Origin of the sequence: Acidovorax sp. Root568 (assembly GCF_001427445.1) — a bacterium.
Taxonomy (GTDB): domain Bacteria; phylum Pseudomonadota; class Gammaproteobacteria; order Burkholderiales; family Burkholderiaceae_C; genus Acidovorax; species Acidovorax delafieldii.
Window position 1 is genome coordinate 322,801 of sequence record NZ_LMGP01000014.1, and the last position, 15,412, is coordinate 338,212.

General features: G+C 66.6%; 11 protein-coding genes. 6 read left to right on the forward strand and 5 right to left on the reverse strand.

From position 1 onward, the window contains the following. The 4 genes from ASD75_RS11070 to ASD75_RS11085 all read left to right on the forward strand — a co-directional run bounded on the left by ASD75_RS11070 (position 1) and on the right by ASD75_RS11085 (position 4,662). Positions 1 to 1,437 carry a bifunctional serine/threonine-protein kinase/universal stress protein gene (locus ASD75_RS11070; RefSeq protein WP_056745619.1) on the forward strand — a complete coding sequence of 479 codons (1,437 nt, stop codon included), beginning with the start codon at positions 1 to 3 and terminating at the stop codon, positions 1,435 to 1,437. Positions 1,438 to 1,542: 105 nt separating this feature from the next. Then, positions 1,543 to 2,637: a DUF2855 family protein gene (locus ASD75_RS11075; protein ID WP_056745621.1), complete on the forward strand. Its 1,095-nt coding sequence runs from the start codon at positions 1,543 to 1,545 to the stop codon at positions 2,635 to 2,637. A gap of 44 nt (positions 2,638 to 2,681) precedes the next feature. After that, positions 2,682 to 3,740 (forward strand): serine/threonine protein kinase, encoded by a 1,059-nt coding sequence (locus ASD75_RS11080; RefSeq protein ID WP_056745623.1) that lies wholly within the window; start codon positions 2,682 to 2,684, stop codon positions 3,738 to 3,740. A gap of 208 nt (positions 3,741 to 3,948) precedes the next feature. Next, the gene (locus ASD75_RS11085) at positions 3,949 to 4,662 is read left to right on the forward strand and encodes a response regulator transcription factor (protein WP_056745898.1); all 714 of its coding nucleotides are present in this window, start codon (positions 3,949 to 3,951) and stop codon (positions 4,660 to 4,662) included. Positions 4,663 to 4,803: 141 nt separating this feature from the next. On the opposite strand, the gene ASD75_RS11090 is transcribed toward ASD75_RS11085, so the two are convergent. After that, the gene (locus ASD75_RS11090; protein WP_235511600.1) at positions 4,804 to 8,085 is read right to left on the reverse strand and encodes an S-layer family protein; all 3,282 of its coding nucleotides are present in this window, start codon (positions 8,083 to 8,085) and stop codon (positions 4,804 to 4,806) included. 471 nt (positions 8,086 to 8,556) lie between these two features. On the opposite strand from ASD75_RS11090, the gene ASD75_RS11095 reads away from it, so the two are divergent. Next, positions 8,557 to 8,865: a hypothetical protein gene (locus ASD75_RS11095; RefSeq protein WP_055400148.1), complete on the forward strand. Its 309-nt coding sequence runs from the start codon at positions 8,557 to 8,559 to the stop codon at positions 8,863 to 8,865. A 119-nt stretch (positions 8,866 to 8,984) separates the two neighbouring features. Here the strand turns inward: ASD75_RS11095 and htpG are convergent, their stop codons facing one another. Beyond that, entirely contained in the window at positions 8,985 to 10,961 is a 1,977-nt protein-coding gene (htpG, locus tag ASD75_RS11100) for a molecular chaperone HtpG (protein WP_056745626.1), read from the reverse strand. A 332-nt stretch (positions 10,962 to 11,293) separates the two neighbouring features. Here htpG and aqpZ point away from each other — a divergent pair, with 332 nt between their 5' ends. Beyond that, positions 11,294 to 11,989 (forward strand): aquaporin Z, encoded by a 696-nt coding sequence (gene aqpZ, locus ASD75_RS11105; protein WP_056745902.1) that lies wholly within the window; start codon positions 11,294 to 11,296, stop codon positions 11,987 to 11,989. Between the two features lie 12 nt (positions 11,990 to 12,001). Here the strand turns inward: aqpZ and ASD75_RS11110 are convergent, their stop codons facing one another. From ASD75_RS11110 to ASD75_RS11120, 3 genes are all read right to left on the reverse strand, one after another. Next, a complete protein-coding gene (locus ASD75_RS11110) occupies positions 12,002 to 12,937 on the reverse strand; it encodes a hypothetical protein (protein ID WP_056745627.1) in 936 nt (311 codons plus the stop codon). Positions 12,938 to 13,033: 96 nt separating this feature from the next. After that, positions 13,034 to 14,335 carry a triacylglycerol lipase gene (locus tag ASD75_RS11115; protein ID WP_082564997.1) on the reverse strand — a complete coding sequence of 434 codons (1,302 nt, stop codon included), beginning with the start codon at positions 14,333 to 14,335 and terminating at the stop codon, positions 13,034 to 13,036. A 41-nt stretch (positions 14,336 to 14,376) separates the two neighbouring features. Continuing rightward, entirely contained in the window at positions 14,377 to 15,237 is an 861-nt protein-coding gene (locus ASD75_RS11120) for a pseudouridine synthase (protein ID WP_056745906.1), read from the reverse strand. Between the last annotated feature and the right edge of the window lie 175 nt (positions 15,238 to 15,412).

Here is a 15,412-nt window from a genome sequence, read left to right on the forward strand (position 1 = left end):
ATGAAACTGCTGGAGCCCGGCACCGAGATCGACGGCTTCCGCGTGGTGGACTGCATCCACGCGGGCGGCATGGCCCACATCTACGCCGTGGCATACGCGCAGGCCGACCGCAGCCCCGGCTTTGCCATGGCGATGAAGATCCCGCGCATGACGGCGGGTGACGGGGCCGAGAACATCGTGAGCTTCGAGGTCGAGCTGCAGATCCTGCCCGTGCTCAGCGGCCCGCATGTGCCGCGTTTTGTCGCGGCGGGCGACCTGGTGCGGCTGCCCTACCTGGTCATGGAATACATCCCCGGCCAGACGCTGCAGCACTGGCTGGATGCGCCCGGGCGCTGCGACATCGCCACCATCGCCCGCCTGGGCGCGGCCACGGCGCGCGCCGCGCACAGCCTGCACCAGCAGAACGTGTGCCACCTGGACCTCAAACCTGCCAATGTGCTTGTCAAGGAAGACGGCACGGCCGTGCTGCTGGACTTTGGCCTGTCGTGCCACGCGCACTACCCCGACCTGCTGGCCGAGGAAATGCGCCAGGCCGTGGGCTCGCCCGCCTGGATCGCACCGGAGCAGGTGGTGGGCGTGCGCGGCGACCCGCGCAGCGATATCTTCGCCATCGGTGTGATGCTGTACGAGCTGGCCACGGGCGAGCTGCCCTTTGGCGCCCCCACCACCAGCGGCGGCATGCGCCAGCGCCTGTGGATGACGCCCGCGCCGCCACGCAAACACCGCGCCGGCATCCCGCCCTGGCTGCAGGAGGTCATCCTGCGCTGCCTGGAGCCCGAGGCCGCAAGCCGTTACCCCTCGGCCGCGCACCTGGCGTTTGACCTGTCCAACCCCGAGCAGGTACTCATCACCGAACGCGGCGAGCGGACCGAGCGCACGCCGCTGCGCACGCACCTGCGACGCTGGCTGCGCGCAGCGGGCATGCACTACACCCCCAGCCCCCTGCCCTCGCAGCAGATCGAGGACACGCCCATCCTCATGGTGGCCGTGCCCCATGCCGACGTGACGGACGCCACGCTGTATTCGCTGCGCCAGGCGGTGGCGCGCTCCCTGGGCATCCGCCCCGGCGCACGGCTGGCCTGCGTGACGGTGGTGTCGCCCGGCGCCAGCAGCACCAGCGAGAGCGAGCGTAGCGAAACCACGCTGCACCGCCAGCACATGGCGCGCCTGCGCCAGTGGGCCCAGGGGCTGGACCTGACCGGGCATGCTGTGAGCTACCACGTGCTCGAAGCGGGCGACGTGGCCCAGGCGCTGGTGCGCTATGCGGCCAGCAACCACGTGAGCATGATGATCCTGGGCGCCGCCACCCACGGGCTGCAAACCCAGCGCTTTTTTGCCACGGTGCCCATGCGCGTGGCGCGCGATGCGCCCTGCACGGTCATCCTGGTCAAGCAGGCGCTGCCTTTCGAGCAACTGGCCCAGCCCACGGCGGACTGAGCCCGTCAGCATTCCGGTACTCCGGCGCACCGCCACGCCGCGCACCTGTCGCCCAGGCGGCGCGCGCCGCTTGAGCGCGGGCACGCTTTGGTTTAGCGTCGCGACATGAGCACCACCACCCTTCTCGTGCGCCAGGACCAGCTGGCCACCACCCGCCTGTTGACCACTGACGACACCCCGCTGGCCGAGGGCCAGGTCCGCGTGCGGGTCGAGTCGTTTGCCCTCACGGCCAACAACATCACCTATGCCGCGCTGGGCGACATGCTGAACTACTGGCAGTTCTTCCCCACCGGCGAGGCCGGCTGGGGCATCGTGCCCGTGTGGGGCTTCGGCACCGTGGTGCAGTCGCTGCACCCGGCCGTGGCGGTGGGCGAGCGGCTGTATGGCTACTGGCCCATGGCCAGCCAGGCCGTGCTGTCGCCCCAGCGTGTCAACCCCACGGGCTTCAGCGACGGCGCCCCGCACCGCGCGGGCCTGCATGCGGTCTACAACCACTACCTGCGCACCAGCACCGACGGGCTGTACCGCGCCGACAACGAGGATGTGCAGGCGCTGCTGCGGCCGCTGTTCATCACCTCGTGGCTCATCGACGACTTTCTGGCCGACCAGCAGTTCTTTGGCGCCAAGCGCATGCTGCTGTCCAGCGCGTCGAGCAAAACGGCCTACGGCACCGCCTTCCAGCTTGCACAGCGCGACGGCATCGAGGTCATTGGCCTCACCTCGCCGGGCAATGTGGCGTTTTGCGAAAGCCTGGGCTGCTACAGCCGCGTGGTCACCTACGACACACTGGACCAGATCGACGGCGCCACACCCAGCGTCTACATCGACTTTGCGGGCAGCGTGGGCCTGCGCCAGCGCATCCACGCCCATTTCACGGGCCTGGCCTACAGCTGCTCGGTGGGCGCCAGCCACGTGCAGGACCTGGGCGGCGCAGGCCAGCTGCCCGGCCCGCGCCCGGTGATGTTCTTTGCGCCCGCCCAGGTCAAGAAGCGCCACGCCGACTGGGGCGCCCAGGGCCTGAACGACCGCCTGGTGGCGGCGTGGAACCAGTTCAGCGCCGCCGTGTCGTCGGGGCCACAGCCCTGGCTGGTGGTGCAGCGCCATGCGGGCCCCCAGGCCACGCAAACCCTGTTCGCCAGCGTGCTGGCGGGCAGCGGCGACCCGCGCGCAGGGCATATCGCGACGATGCTGCCCGCTTAAAGCCCGCACCCCGGCGGCGAAGGGCATGGCGGCGACAATGGGGCATGACCCCATTGCCCCCCGATACCGCTACCAACCCCGCCAACGACCAGCACCCCTACGCCCGCCTCACCCCCGACCAGGTGCTGGACGCACTGGCTGGCGTGGGCCTGTACGGCGATGGCCGCCTCATGGCCCTGTCGTCGTACGAAAACCGGGTGTACCAGGTCACGCTGGAAGACGGCGAGCGCGTGGTGGCCAAGTTCTACCGCCCAGGCCGCTGGAGCGAGGCGCAGATCCTCGAAGAACACGCCTTTGCCGCCGAGCTGATGGCCGCCGAGGTGCCCGCCGTGGGCCCGCTGGTGCTGAACGGCACCACCCTGCACCAGCACGATGGCTTTGCGTTCTCCGTCAGCCCCTGGCGCGGCGGGCGCCAGCCCGAGCTGGACGACTTTGAAGTGCTGGAATGGATCGGCCGCTTTCTGGCCCGCATCCACACCGTGGGCGCCGCCCAGCCCTTTGCACACCGGCCCACGCTGGACCTGGCCACCTTCGGCACGGCATCGCGCGACTGGCTGCTGATGAACGAGATCATTCCGCTCGACATGCAAGCCGCCTGGAAGGCCCAGTGCGACAAAGCTCTTGATTTGATAGCTGCCAGCGCATATTCCACTGGCGCTACAGGCCAATTTGGCTTGAACAATGCCACCATGATCCGCCTGCACGGCGACTGCCACCCCGGCAACATCCTCTGGACCCCGCTGGATGAATGGGGCCGCGGCGGCCCGCACTTTGTGGACCTGGACGACGCGCGCATGGGTCCGGCCGTGCAGGACCTGTGGATGCTGCTGTCGGGCGACCGGCGCCAGCGCACCCACCAGCTCGGCGCGCTGATCGACGGCTACGAGCAGTTCCGCAGCTTCGACCGCCGCGAGCTGGCACTCATCGAGCCGCTGCGCACCTTGCGCCTGATCCACTACAGCGCCTGGCTCGCACGCCGCTGGCAAGACCCGATCTTCCCTGTGAACTTTCCCTGGTTTGGCACCAGCGACTACTGGCGCGGGCAGGTGGACATGCTGATCGAGCAGATTGAGGCCATGCAGGAAGAGCCCCTGGCGGCGTGAGATGAACGCCCCCTGCGCCGCCTGCGCTGCGGTGTGTTGTGGTGCAGGCCGCTGCGGTGCTCAGGAGGGGCGCCAGAAGCGCCCGGGCATTGCAAACGATTGTCAACCCGTGTGCACAGGGGCGCTATGTCGCGCAACATCCAGAGACGCCTTACTGGAAAGGCGTTTTCTGACTTGCGAAGGGCGCTTGCGCCCGAAGACCGACACCATGCGCATTGCCGTCCTGCACGACGACCCCCTCTTGCCCGACATGATCCGGGGCGCCCTTGAGCGCCACCACCATGTGTGCCACTTCTATACCAGCGGTGCAAGCCTGCTCAAGGACACACGGCACGAAACCATTGACCTGCTGATCTCTGGCTGGCACCTGCCGGACATGGATGGCATCGAGGTCATCCAGCGCCTGCGTGAGACGGCCGGCCAGCAACTGCCCATCCTGCTGGTCACACGCCGCAATGAAGAACGTGACGTGATCGAAGCGCTCAACCGGGGCGCGGACGACTACATGGTCAAACCCCTGCGTTTGGGGGAGCTGGTCGCCCGCGTTGCAGCCTTGCTGCGGCGGGCATACCCGCAGGCCATGGGCCAGCAGCTGGTCTTCGGCCCCTACCGGTTCGATCCGGAGAAGCGGCTGTTGTCCCTGCACGGCGAGACACTAGCGCTGAAGAACCTGGAATACGAACTCGCCCTTTTCATGTTCCGCAACGCGGGCCGCCTGTTGTCGCGCGCGCACCTGCGCGAAGCGGTGTGGGGCGAGCGCAGCGAAGCACCTTCACGCTCGCTCGACACCCACGTTTCGCGCCTGCGCACCAAGCTGCAGTTGACGCAGCAGGCCCACGGCTATGCGATCACGGCCATCTATGGCATGGGGTACCGGCTGGACACGGTAGACACGGTGGCCCTGGCGGACCCACGCGGCTGAAACGCCGCGCGCACGACGGCTCACAAGGCGCCACGTGCTCCTTCCCTGAACAACAAAAAGGCCAGCACGCTTTGCAGCGTGCTGGCCTTTTGGCGTTCAGCCCGCCGCAGCGAAGTGATCGCGACGGCGGTGGCGGCCGGGCTACCGGCGGTGGCCCATGGCAGGGTGTTGCCAGGCCATCAAGCCCAGCAATGCAGCCAGCAGGATCAGGCCCCATTCCGACAGCGTCGGAATGTTGCTGGCGTTGCCCGTCACCGTCGTCGAGGCGCTGGAGGTGTTGTTGCCGGGGTTGGTGTCGCCCGGCGCATCTACCGTGGCAGAGTTCACCAGAGGACTCGCACCGGTGTAAGGTGTGGCCAGGGTGGTGTTGATCGTGAAGGTGCGCGATGCCCCCACCGCCAGCGCTCCGACGCCGCAGCTGACGGTCCCGGCCGCGTTGACGCAACCTGGCGCTGAAACAAAGTTCACCCCGGCGGGCAGCACGTCCACGACCTGCGCTCCATCACTGGCCAGCGGGCCATTGTTGGTGACCACCAAGGTGTAGGCGAGCGCAGCGCCGGGCGTAAGAGGACCTGCCGGCGCTGTTTTGTTCAGTGCCAGATCCGTGGCCACGGTAAAGCGGCGCGCGGTGGTGTCATGGGTCACCACGTTGTTGGCCAGCGTGGTCTCGGTTTCGTTCACCACCACACTCGCCTGGTTGAAGGCCGTGCCGCTGGTGGCGCCATTGACGGTAAGGGTCTCCGCGCGCATGACGTAGGTGATGGTGGCGCTCTGGCCGCTGCTCAGCCCCGGAAAGCTACAGGTCAGCGTGCCGCTGGTCGCCCCCATCGTGGGTTCGGTGCACGCGCCGCCTGCATTCACCGTGAGCGCGCCCTGGTAACTGAAGGTGGCCGTGGGCGAGGAGCCCGGTGCGGGGAAGATGTCGGTCATCACCACATTGGTTCCGAACGACGGCCCGCTGTTGTTCACCGTGATGGTGTACGTCGTCGATTGGCCCAGGTCTACCGGGTCAGAGCTGTCCACCTTGTTCACCAGGATGTCCAGCTGCGCGGCAGTGACCGGGGTGCTGGTGGTGGCGCTGTTGTTGGCGGTGTTCGACTCGGCGGTGGCCGTGGTTGCAGCCACGCTGTTGACCACCGTGCTGCCCGTTGCACTGCCCAAGGGGCGCATGCGGTAGTTCACTGTCTGCTGCGATCCGGAATTGATGCTGGCCCAATTACAGGTGAGCGTTCCGCCCACCGTGCCCGCGGCGATGGGCGCGCAGCTGCCGCCCCCGCTCACGCTCACCACATCGATAAAGGCGGCATTGGACGGCAGGGTGTCCACCATCTGCACGGTCTGTGCCGTGGAAGGCCCTGTGTTGCCAATCGTCGCCACGAAGGTGATGGGTGCCCCGGCCGCAACGGTGGACGGGGTGGCCGTCTTGGCAGCCGTCACATCCACGATGGCCGTGACCTGGCTGGTCACGCTGCCACTGTTGTTGGCCTGGTTGGGGTCGCCCACGTCGGTAGAGCGCACGGTCGCGGTGTTGCTGCGCGGGCCAGTGACGGCAATGCTGGGGCGCACCACCACGGTCACGGTGGCCTGCGCGCCGGAGTTCAGCGTGCCCAGGTTACAGCTCAGGTTCTGCGAGGTGCCGTTGGTAACAGCGTTGGGCGTGCAACTGCCTTGCGAGGCCACTGCAGATTGAAACCCCCCGGTGTTCACAAGACTGCCCAGCGTATCCGACACCACCACGTTCGTGGCAGCGGCCGGGCCGACGTTGTCCACCGTGATGACATAGGTCAGGTTCTGGCCCGCGACCACAGGGTCGGGCGCAGCGGTCTTGGACACGACACGCAGGTCGGCCTCGGTGGCCGTGGAGGTCACGCCCACGCCCACGCAGTTGTTCGCACCGTTGCTGTCCACGCGCACACCCGCCCCCAGCGCCACGCAGGCGTTGTTGGTGGCGGTGCCAGTGCCTGTCAGCACGGCCGACACCGTGACGGCAGGGGCATTGGTATTGGCGTTAAGTCCGGTAGAGCGCGAACAGGTCCAGTTGCCTGGGCCCGTGAACGGCAAAGCATCGCAAGTCCAGCCCGTCGCGCTGACCAGGCTGTCGAGCCTCACGCCCGCCGGCACTTGGTCGGTGATGGTGATGGTCTGGCCATTGGGCACGGCCAGCGGCCCGGTATTGCGCGCGGTTAGGGTGTAATTGAACGCCTGGTTCGGCACCACGGGGTTGATGCTGGCCGTCTTGGTCAGTTGCATGTCGGCGTCGTTGCTGGCCGTCACGTTGACCGAAGCCGAATTGTTGGCGGACACCGGGTCTGGCAGCCCCGTGCTGATACCGGCCGTGTTGCCCAGCGTGCCTGCGCTGTTGGCCGTGGCGGTCACGGTGATCGTGGGCATGTTGCTGAAGTTGGCACCGGTGTATTCGGTGCGCGTGCAGGTGATTGTGGCGTCACAGACCCAACCCGTGCCGACGGCAGATACGAAGCTGAGTCCGGCGCCCAGCGTATCGGTCACGGTGACCGGCTGACCCGCCAGCGACACCCCGCCGTTGAGGCGCGGCGTGAGCGTGTACACCACGTTGGCACCCTGGGCCACGTTGGAGCTGGCGGCTGTCTTGGTGATGGACACGTCGGCACCCGAGGTGGACGTCACGTCCGCCGACGTGGTGTTGTTGGCGGTGTTGCCATCGGGCATGGCGGAGTTGTCGGGCTTGATGCCATCGATGGCAAAAGCTGCCGTCACCGTGCCATTGACGTTGGACACGGCGGGAACCGTCAGCACCGAGGCGGACGCTCCACTGGCCAGGGTGCCCGTGCGCGTGCAGGTCACATTGCCGCTGCTCAGCGGATAGCCGCCCGATGGCGTGCAGGACCAGCCCGTGCCTGTCGGAACAGAGGTAATCGACGCGCCGGCTGGCACTGTGAAGGTAATGCGCTGGCTGCCATCGGCCGCGTTCGGGCCGTTGTTGGCAGCCTGCAGCGCGTAGCTGTAGGCCTGGCCGGCCACCACGTTGGCCGTGGAGGGCGTAGCCACCAGCGCAACGTCGGCCGCCTGCGTGGCGGTGGTGTCCTGCACGCTGTTGACGTTGTTGCTGGTGTTCGGGTCGGACGTGGCGCTGCCAGCCGTGGCGGTGTTGGTCCAGACCCCGGCGGAAGGCAGCCGCACCCGGATGGTCACGGTCTGGTTGCTGTTGAACGGGATATTGCCCAACGTGCAATCGACGACACCCGCCGCCTGGCTGCAGGTGCCTGCTGTGGTGGCCACATCCACGAACGTGGAGCCCACCGGGAGTGTGTCCGTCAGCGTGACGCCGGTGGCGCCGTTGGGGCCGTTGTTGTCGATGCGCAGCGTGTACGTGAAGATGCCGCCTGCGGGCCCAGGGTCCGGCGAATCCGCATGGTTGACCACCAGGTCGGCGGACTGCGCCATGGCTGCACCCGCAAACAGGCCACCCGCCAGCAAAAGCCAGCGAAAGCGGCGTACCGCGCTGTGCGCAGGGCTTGTAGCAGGCTGCGCGGGCCCACTGGATGTGCGCGCGCGCCAGAAGGCGCATGCGCCCTCCCAAGATCGCGTCAATCGATAAAGCATCAAAAATACTCCTGAGGTGAATGGCTCCGACTTCCGGCCACGCCGCAACCTCACCAGGCCCCGAGGGGCTGGCAAAAAATGCAGGGAGTGCGTGGATGTACCGTGGCCGCCACGGACCAAGGCTGGGTTGGAATTTATCGACGGACGGGGGCGCAATCCGCGCGGCAACAATCGTTAACGGTTGCGAACGGTATTGCGTATTGTTTGCACCACGGGTGCACGCCACCCCGGTTGGCAGCACGGGTGGTGGACCGGCTGGGGGCCCCTGGGCTATGCTGCGCCATCTTCGATCTACCGCGAGTTGGCCCACCCATGAAGGACATGTTTCGCACGCTCCTCTCCATTCGCCAGAAGCGCAAGCCCGCTCCCGTGGGGCCTTTGCCCGCCGTGGGCACCGTGATCCTGCGGGGGCAGGTCAAGATGGCCGTCACCCATCCGCTGCCCAGGGAGCTGTGGGACTGGCTGGTGCTGTCGGGCTGGCGCAACCTGCCGGTCAAGAACGACCGGCGCAAGGGACTGCGTTTGCCAGAGGGCGCGCTCAAGGAGCTGATCGACACCCCCTCGCAGGAACGCAACCAGGCACACAGCCGCATCCTGGAGCAGGCCCAGCCCGAAGATTGAGCGGCTTTGGAATGTCCATAAAAAAACCGGTGGTGCCAGGCACCACCGGTTTTTACTATTATTTTTATAGCACTTAGCGCTTTATGGACAAGCGCCAGATGCCGATTTGGCCTTAGTTTTTATACCAGCAAGGCGTTCACGCGCTTCACATACGCGGCGGGGTCCTCAGGCAAGCCGCCCTCGGCCAGCAGGGCCTGGTCAAACAGGATGTGCGCCAGGTCGTGGAAGTGCACACTGCCATCGAGCTTCTTGACCAGCGCGTGCTCGGCATTCACCTCCAGCACAGGTTTGGTCTCGGGCGCCTGCTGGCCAGCCTGCTTGAGCATGCGCGCCAGCTGGGTGCTCATGCCATCGTCCTGCACCACCAGGCAGGCGGGTGAATCGACGAGGCGGGTGGTCACGCGCACGTCTTCGGCCTTGTCCTTGAGCGCTTCTTTCAGCTTGGCCAGCACAGGCTTGAAGGCTTCGGCAGCTTCCTCGGCCGCCTTCTTCTCGGCTTCGTCCTGCAGCGTGCCCAGGTCGACCGCGCCCTTGGCCACGCTTTGCAGCGGGGTGCCGTCAAACTCGTGCAGGTAGTTCAGCGCCCACTCGTCCACGCGGTCGGTCATCAGCAGCACTTCGATGCCCTTCTTCTTGAAGACTTCGAGCTGTGGGCTGTTCTTGGCAGCGGCCAGGGTGTCGGCGGTGATGTAGTAAATCGCCTCCTGGCCTTCCTTCATGCGGGCCTTGTAGTCGGCAAAGCCCACCGTCACGGCGTCGCTGGTGGTGCTGGCAAAGCGCAGCAGCTTGGCCAGGCGCTCGCGGTTGCCAAAGTCTTCGCCCAGGCCCTCCTTCAGCACGGCGCCAAACTCGCTGTAGAACGCCGTGTACTTGCCTTCCTTGGCCTTGTCGTCGGCATCCACCACGTCGGTCACGCCGTCGGCGCCCGCTGCGGTGTCGTGCTTGTCGTGCTTGGCCAGGTCTTCCAGCATCGAGAGCACGCGCTTGGTCGAGCCTTCGCGGATGGCACGCACGTCGCGGCTTTCCTGCAGCAGCTCGCGGCTCACGTTCAGCGGCAGGTCGGCGGAGTCGATCACGCCCTTGACGAAGCGCAGGTAGGTGGGCATCAGCGCCTCGGCGTCGTCCATGATGAACACACGCTTCACGTACAGCTTCACGCCGGCCTTCTTGTCGCGGTTCCACAGGTCAAACGGCGCCTTGGCGGGGATGTACAGCAGCTGCGTGTACTCGGTGTTGCCTTCCACTCGGTTGTGCGCCCAGGTCAGCGGGGCCTCGTGGTCGTGGCTGATGGTTTTGTAGAACTCGGCGTACTGCTCTTCGGTGATGTCCTTCTTGGGGCGCGTCCACAGGGCGCTGGCCTTGTTGATGGTTTCCCACTCGCCGGTCTTGACCATGCCGCCGGGCTGGCGGCCGCCGTTTTCGTCATTGGGGTTGATCAGCTCGCCGTCTTTCCACTCTTCCTTTTCCATCAGGATGGGCAGGCTGATGTGGTCGGAATACTTGGCGATGACCTGCTTGAGCTTCCAGGCGTTGAGGTATTCCTCGGCATCGTCGCGCAGGTGCAGGATGATGCTGGTGCCGCGCTGGGCGCGGGTGATGGTTTCCACCTCGAAGTCGCCCGTGCCACCGCTGATCCAGCGCACGCCTTCTTCGGCCGCAAGGCCCGCGCGGCGCGATTCCACGGTGATCTTGTCGGCCACGATGAAGCCGGAGTAAAAGCCCACGCCGAACTGGCCGATGAGCTGGGCATCCGCCTTCTGGTCGCCTGAGAGACGGCCCATGAAGTCCTTGGTACCGCTCTTGGCGATGGTGCCCAGGTGGTCGATGGCTTCTTGCTGGCTCATGCCGATGCCGTTGTCGGTGATGGTCAGCGTCTTGGCGGCCTTGTCGAAGGTCACGCGCACTTCGAGGTTGGGGGCGTCTTCAAACAGCGCGGAGTTGTTCAGGCCTTCAAAACGCAGCTTGTCGCAGGCGTCCGACGCGTTGGAGATCAGCTCGCGCAGGAAGATCTCCTGGTTGGAATACAGCGAATGGGTGACCAGGTGCAGCAGTTGCGCTACTTCGGCCTGGAAAGACAGGGTTTGTTTTGTGCTCATGGTGTCTTGGTCTTGGAATGGGCTACTTCTTGCGATCTTGAGAAACGTCTTGGGCGCACCTGCGGTGCAAAAGACATTCGCGCGTGTTCACCTCGGGGCGGATGGCGCGATTTCAAGACCGGCGGAGTGTGAGCAGCGACTGAGAGGGCATGGACAGCAGTTCCGCCATCTGATGCGGCTTTGACGCGCTTAACGCCCTCCCGGCAACCGGAAGAGGATTGTTGACAATTTGCGCGCAATTAACGCTTGTTCAGCCCATTTTGCCCTCCTAAGATGCCGCATTGGCTGCGGGCCTGCGCCAGCAGCTGCCCCCTACTTTTTTGGACAAGCCCATGCCCACCTCTTTGCAAAAATGGTCTGCCGAGTTACTCGGTACGTTCTGGCTCACCTTCGGCGGCTGCGGCAGCGCGGTACTGGCGGCTGCGTTTCCGCAGCTGGGCATCGGGTTTCTGGGCGTGTCCCTGGCTTTCGGCCTGACGGTGCTGACCGGGGCCTACGCGCTGGGGCCCATCTCGGGCGGGCATTTCAACCCGGCGGTGTCCGTGGGCCTGGCGCTGGGCGGGCGGTTCAAGGTGTCCGAGCTGCCCGGCTACGTGGTGGCCCAGGTGCTGGGCGCGATTGCGGCCGCCGGGGTGCTTTACCTCATCGCCACGGGCAAGCCCGGGGCGGACATTGGCGGGTTTGCCACCAACGGCTACGGCGAACATTCACCCGGTGGCTACGGACTGCTGGCGGCCGTGGTGGCCGAGGTCGTGCTCACGGCGGTGTTCCTGATCGTGATCCTGGGTGTCACTTCGCGGCGCGCGGCGGAAGGCGTGGGTGGCATGGCCATCGGCCTGTGCCTCACGCTGATCCACCTGATTTCCATCCCGGTGACCAACACCTCGGTCAACCCGGCGCGCAGCACCGGCCCCGCCCTGTTTGGGCCCAGCTATGCGCTGTCGGAGCTGTGGGTATTCTGGGCCGCCCCCATTGCGGGCGCCTTGCTGGGCGCCGCCATTTACCGGGGCCTGTTCGGCGAAGACTGAGCGATAGACCGCTCAGTTTTCGAGCGTGATGCGCTGCACCAGGGTCTGCAGGATGGCGTCGGCCTTCTCGTTGGACACCTGGCAGGTGCCTGCAGCCGCATGGCCACCACCGCCAAACTCCAGCATGAGGTTGCCGATGTGCACGTGGCTGCTGCGGTCCAGGATGGACTTGCCCGTGGCAAACACCGTGTTCTGCTTCTGCAGCCCCCACATCACGTGGATGGAGATGTTGCACTCCGGGAACAGCGCATAGATCATGAAGCGGTTGGTGGCCCAGATGGTCTCTTCCTCGCGCAGGTCCAGCACCACCAGCTTGCCGATGCGGATGGCGCAGCGCTGCAGCTGCTCCTTGGCTTTGGCCGCATGCTCGCGGTAAAGCTGCACCCGCTCCTGCACATCGTGCAGGGCCAGGATGTCGTCGATGGTGTGGTCACGGCAATACTGGATGAGGTCCATCATCAGCGCATAGTTGCTGATGCGGAACTCCCGAAAACGCCCCAGCCCGGTGCGCGAGTCCATGAGGTAGTTCAGCGGCACCCAGCCCTGGGGGTTGAGGATGTCCTCGCGCGAGTACTGGGCCGAGTCGGCCTGGTCCACGGCGGCCATCATCTCGTCGGTGATGCGCGGGAAGGCCGCCTTGCCGCCGTAGTGGTTGTAGACCACGCGCGCGGCCGAGGGGGCGTGGGCCTCGATGATGTGATTCTCGTCGCGGCGACCCGAGTTGCGGATGGTTTCGGACTCGTGGTGGTCGAACACCAGGTGCGCACCTGGCACGTAGGGCAGGTTGGTGGTGATATCGCGGCTGGTGATAGGCACCTTGCCGTCTTGCATGTCCTTGGGGTGGACAAAAGTGATCTCGTCGATCAGGTTCAGCTCATTGAGCAGCACCGCGCAGACCAGGCCGTCAAAGTCACTGCGGGTCACCAGGCGATATTTCGCATCACTCACTAAATTCTCCTTGTTACGTAGCGCACCGCGACATGGTAGCCGCGCCCCGGCCCCTGGCAAGCGCCGCCTGCGTCAAAAAGCAGGCCGCCCAGGTACTCATACCTGCATCCATTCCTGCAGCTGCCGGGCCACGCCCGCATCTGCCAGCAGGTCCAGGTGGCCCAGGCGGTAGAACACCGCCTGCCGGGGCTTGGCAAAGCCCAGCGTCCTCTCGGGATCATCGTGGATGCCCAGCGCACTGTGCAAGGGCACCAACCCGTCCCCCACCAGCCGCTCGCCCACCGGGCTGCGCCGCGCAGCCAGGGTGGCCGCCACCGCGTGGCACGCCACTGCGGAAGGCAGCGGCACCGGGGTGCGCTGGTCGGGGCTTTTGCGAAAGCGATCGCGCCCCTGCCAGTCCGTATCGAGCACATGGCCGTAGCGCAGGTCGGTGATGCCCGCACTGCGCAACTGGGCCAGGCGGGCAAAGGGGCGTGAGTACGCGGTGCTGCCCAGCAGCACATCCACCCAATGGCCCGCGCGCTCCAGGGGCGCGCCGTGGTGCGGGGTGCCCAGAAAAATCAGGTGGCGCAGCCGGGGCAGCCAGCCGCCGGAGCCTGCCGGGGCCTGTGCGGCATGGTGGCAGGCGCTGCGCGCCACCAGCCCACCCATGCTGTGGGCCAGGATGGACAGCTCCGTCACCGGCACGGGCCACGAAGCCACCAGGGATGCAAGCAGGGCCGATAACTCGGCACCGTTGGTGGATGTGTGCTGGCCGGTGTTGTAGCGCAGGTAGACAGGGGTATAGCCCAGGACCTCGGCCAGATGGGCGCCATGGTCGTGGCCATGGCGCAGCCACTGCAGGTCGTTCATGCACAGGCCATGCACCAGCACCAGGAGCTTGCCCGTGGCGGCGCCCGGTGCAGCCAGCGCGCGCAAGTCCAGGGGCAGACCGTGCTGGTACCAGCCCATATGCGTGCACAGCGGGTTGCCGTCGCGTTGCAGGCGGTCGCCCATCACGCCGTTGAGCGCGGCGATGACCGCCTCGCGCTCCCAATGCACTGCGTCGGATGGCGTGGCCGGAGCAAAAAACGGTTCCAGCCGCGCCAGCCCGGCTTGCAGGCCCGCATCCACCAGCTGCGTTACCCCCCGGATGCTTTGGTACACCAACCCGGTCAGCCCCCGCGTACGACCCGGCTGGGCACCGCCCGGCAGCCCCAGCGTGCCCAGCACCGACTGGTGCACCCCCTCGGCCACCCGGCTGATGCCGGTGGTGGCCTGCGCGGCCAGGCGCGCGACACCGCGCAGGTCGGACGCCCGCAACTGGCGCAGCGGGTTGGCCTTCGCCGCAATGGCGCCGTCGACCGGAGGGGCAGAAGCAGCAGGCTTGCGCAGCCGGGGTGTGGACGGTGGGGGCATGAAAGGGCTCCGTTAAAAAAATGTCAGGGAGCCCGGGGCTCTCAGAACCGCTCGTTGGGCGAAAGATAACGCCACTGCCCCACCGGCAGGTTGCCCAAGGTCACCCGGCCGATGCGGATGCGCTTGAGACCCACCACCTTGAGCCCCACCAGTTCGCACATGCGGCGGATCTGGCGTTTTTTGCCCTCGGTGAGCACAAACCGCAGCTGCTCGGGGTTTTGCCAATCGACCTTGGCGGGCTTGAGCGGTTCGCCGTCGAGGCTCAGGCCATGGCGCAGGCGTTCCAGCAACTCTCTGGGAAACACCGCCTGCACATTGGTGCTGACCGGGTCACGCTCGTCGATTTCCTGCAGCGGCACGGAGCGCTCGCCGGGGTGGCGTGGCACCGCCTGACCGGGGGCCTGGTAGACCACGCGCACCAGGTACTCCTTTTCCATCTCGGAGTCCTCGCCAATGATCTGCCGGGCCACGCGGCCGTCCTGGGTCAGCACCAAGAGGCCCACCGAGTCGATATCGAGCCGCCCGCAAGGTGCCAGGCCCCGCAGCTGCGGCGGAGAGAAACGGTTGCGACTGGGGTCATCGCGCCAGTGGGTGCGGGGGTTGATCAGCGCCACGGCGGGCGTGTGACCGTCCTCGGCCTGGCCGCTCACATAGCCAATGGGCTTGTTCAGCAGGATGGTGACGCGCTGCTCCTGGAAACCCTGGGCAATCTTGTCCACCTCAATGCGGTCGGCCGCCGTGACCTGCTGGCCCATGGTCGCCACCACGCCGTTGACCTTGACCCAGCCCTGCTCCACCCAGTCGTCGGCCTCGCGGCGCGAGCACAGACCCAGCTCGGCCATGCGCTTGTTCAGGCGCGAGGTGGGCAAGCCCCCCACGGTGCTGGTGGCTGGCGCAGGCACCTGGCGCACGGGCGCCACAAAGGCGCCTGACGCGACGCGGTAGCTGGACGGCGCTGGAGCGCGCGACGGACGGGGGGCCCTGGATGGGGGCGCAGGCCGTGCAGGCGCAGGCTTGGCCGCCAGGGTCGGGCGGCGCAGCACGGGACGCGCGGCAGGCGCAGAGGAAGAAACAGGC

What these genes read in the sequence shown, in the direction of transcription:
- aqpZ (WP_056745902.1), top strand. Translation starts at nt 11,294, where the DNA reads ATGCCCACCTCTTTGCAAAAATGGTCTGCCGAGTTACTCGGTACGTTC.
- ASD75_RS11070 (WP_056745619.1), top strand. Translation starts at nt 1, where the DNA reads ATGAAACTGCTGGAGCCCGGCACCGAGATCGACGGCTTCCGCGTGGTG.
- ASD75_RS11085 (WP_056745898.1), top strand. Translation starts at nt 3,949, where the DNA reads ATGCGCATTGCCGTCCTGCACGACGACCCCCTCTTGCCCGACATGATC.
- ASD75_RS11095 (WP_055400148.1), top strand. Translation starts at nt 8,557, where the DNA reads ATGAAGGACATGTTTCGCACGCTCCTCTCCATTCGCCAGAAGCGCAAG.
- ASD75_RS11075 (WP_056745621.1), top strand. Translation starts at nt 1,543, where the DNA reads ATGAGCACCACCACCCTTCTCGTGCGCCAGGACCAGCTGGCCACCACC.
- ASD75_RS11115 (WP_082564997.1), bottom strand. Translation starts at nt 14,335, where the DNA reads ATGCCCCCACCGTCCACACCCCGGCTGCGCAAGCCTGCTGCTTCTGCC.
- htpG (WP_056745626.1), bottom strand. Translation starts at nt 10,961, where the DNA reads ATGAGCACAAAACAAACCCTGTCTTTCCAGGCCGAAGTAGCGCAACTG.
- ASD75_RS11080 (WP_056745623.1), top strand. Translation starts at nt 2,682, where the DNA reads ATGACCCCATTGCCCCCCGATACCGCTACCAACCCCGCCAACGACCAG.
- ASD75_RS11090 (WP_235511600.1), bottom strand. Translation starts at nt 8,085, where the DNA reads ATGGCGCAGTCCGCCGACCTGGTGGTCAACCATGCGGATTCGCCGGAC.